1 protein-coding gene is annotated in these 1,885 nt (G+C 41.0%); it reads left to right on the plus strand.

The window, feature by feature from the left end:
* Positions 1-99: 99 nt before the first annotated feature.
* Entirely contained in the window at positions 100-1,488 is a 1,389-nt protein-coding gene (locus tag EDD74_RS14910; protein ID WP_116441027.1) for an MATE family efflux transporter, read from the plus strand.
* Positions 1,489-1,885: the final 397 nt, after the last annotated feature.

The following is a 1,885-nucleotide window of genomic DNA, read 5'->3' on the forward strand; positions in this document are numbered from 1 at the left end:
GAGAAATATCCATGATTCTTGTTCATTCATCTGAGATAGAAACTTTAAAAAACCTTTATTTTAAAGGAAAAAAGACTTGATTTATTAGGGAGGAAAAGGATGTTTGGAAAAGTAAAAGAATCAGAGCAACATTTGAATATAAACTGGAAGAATTTTTATCTCAGTGTGTTAGCGCTTGTCATTCCGATGGCGCTTCAGAATCTGATCAATGTAGGTGTGACGGCAGCCGATGTTGTGATGCTTGGGAAGGTTGGGGAGCATGCGCTTTCGGGTGCTTCTCTGGCAGGGCAGGTACAGTATATTATGACGCTGTTTTTATTTGGGCTGACTTCCGGGGCGACCGTTTTGACTGCTCAGTATTGGGGAAAGAAGGATATCTGCACAATTGAGAAGATATTAGGACTTGGAATGCGTTCAGCCGTAATTGTAACAGCTGTATTTTTTGTGGCAGCCCAGAGTATTCCGCATACATTGATGAAGATCTTTACTTCAGATCCAGAGGTGATAGAACAAGGAGTGGTCTATCTTCGGATTGTCAGCTGGTCTTATATTTTTATGGGGATTACGCAGACCTATCTTTATATTATGAGAAGTGTAGAGCGGGTTGTTGTGGCGACAGTTGTATACTTATGCTCTCTGATCTGTAATGTGGGCATCAATGCGGTGTTGATCTTTGGATTGTTTGGAATGCCGGCATTGGGAGTCAAAGGTGCCGCAATCGGTACACTGACTGCGAGATTGTTGGAGATGGCCTTAGTCTGTCTATACTCTCACTTCTGGAATAAGGATATTAAGTTTCATACGAAATACTTTCTTCATACCGAGAAAGTGCTTAACAGGGATTTCTTGAAATATGCATTTCCGGTTATTTTGAATGAAGTACTATGGGGGCTTGGAACTGCGGCAAACACAGCGGTGCTTGGGCATATGGGAAGTGCAGCGGTTGCGGCAAACTCTGTGGCGCAAGTGGCAAGACAGCTTGCAACAGTGGTTGCATTCGGTCTGGCAAGTGCGACGGCAATTTATCTTGGAAAGACAATCGGAGAGAAAAAATACGAACATGCAAAAGCCTATGCGCGCAGGTTCGTATGGCTCAGTGTACTGATGGGAGTGCTCGGTGGAATCTTGATTCTTGCGATTGCTCCGTTTATGGCGGAGGCGATGACATTGTCAGAGACTGCCAGAGGGTACATGCGGTTTATGTTTTTTGTTATGTCTTATTTTGTAGTAGGACAGGCATATAATACGACACTGATTGTTGGGACGTTCCGTTCCGGTGGTGACACACAGTTTGGATTGATACTGGATATGTCCACCATGTGGGGCTGTTCGATCTTGTTTGGAGCACTTGCTGCATTTGTATTTCACTGTAGTGTGCCAGTGGTCTATATGATCCTGATGAGTGATGAGATCATCAAGATTCCGATCACGTGGTATCGTTATAAGAGTTACAAATGGCTGAAAAATGTGACGAGGGAAGAATTGTAAATTTTAACAGATATTTTTGATAGAAAAAATTTAAAAGATATTTTTGACAGTTTCACAAAAAGGTGATAGAAAATGAAACCGGATTTAAGAGAAAATTAGAATCAATCGAATGATAACCGGTATTTCATTTGGCATCACCTTTTTTGTTATAGTTCTATAAGGAATTTTTTATAGAGATCTATTTCTGTTTCAATTTCTTTGTATATTGTTCCTGCTCTGTTTTTGGAATTTTCAGGGCATTCATTGCTTCTTCCGTTGTAAAATTCATAATTTTAAAACCTTTCGTTTGTCATAGGCGGAACCCCACTACCTTTAGGTGGTGGGAGGAGCCTTGTTGATTGTTGTTAAATATGCTACACTGACTGTAGCAGTTCTTAAAGAGAAAACCGTTCGATGT

The sequence above is a fragment of the Faecalimonas umbilicata genome (genome assembly GCF_004346095.1).
In the GTDB taxonomy this organism is placed as follows: Bacteria; Bacillota; Clostridia; order Lachnospirales; family Lachnospiraceae; genus Faecalimonas; species Faecalimonas umbilicata.

Bases quoted from the DNA above. Each gene is read 5' to 3' on its own strand.
- EDD74_RS14910 (WP_116441027.1), top strand. From the start codon at position 100: ATGTTTGGAAAAGTAAAAGAATCAGAGCAACATTTGAATATAAACTGG.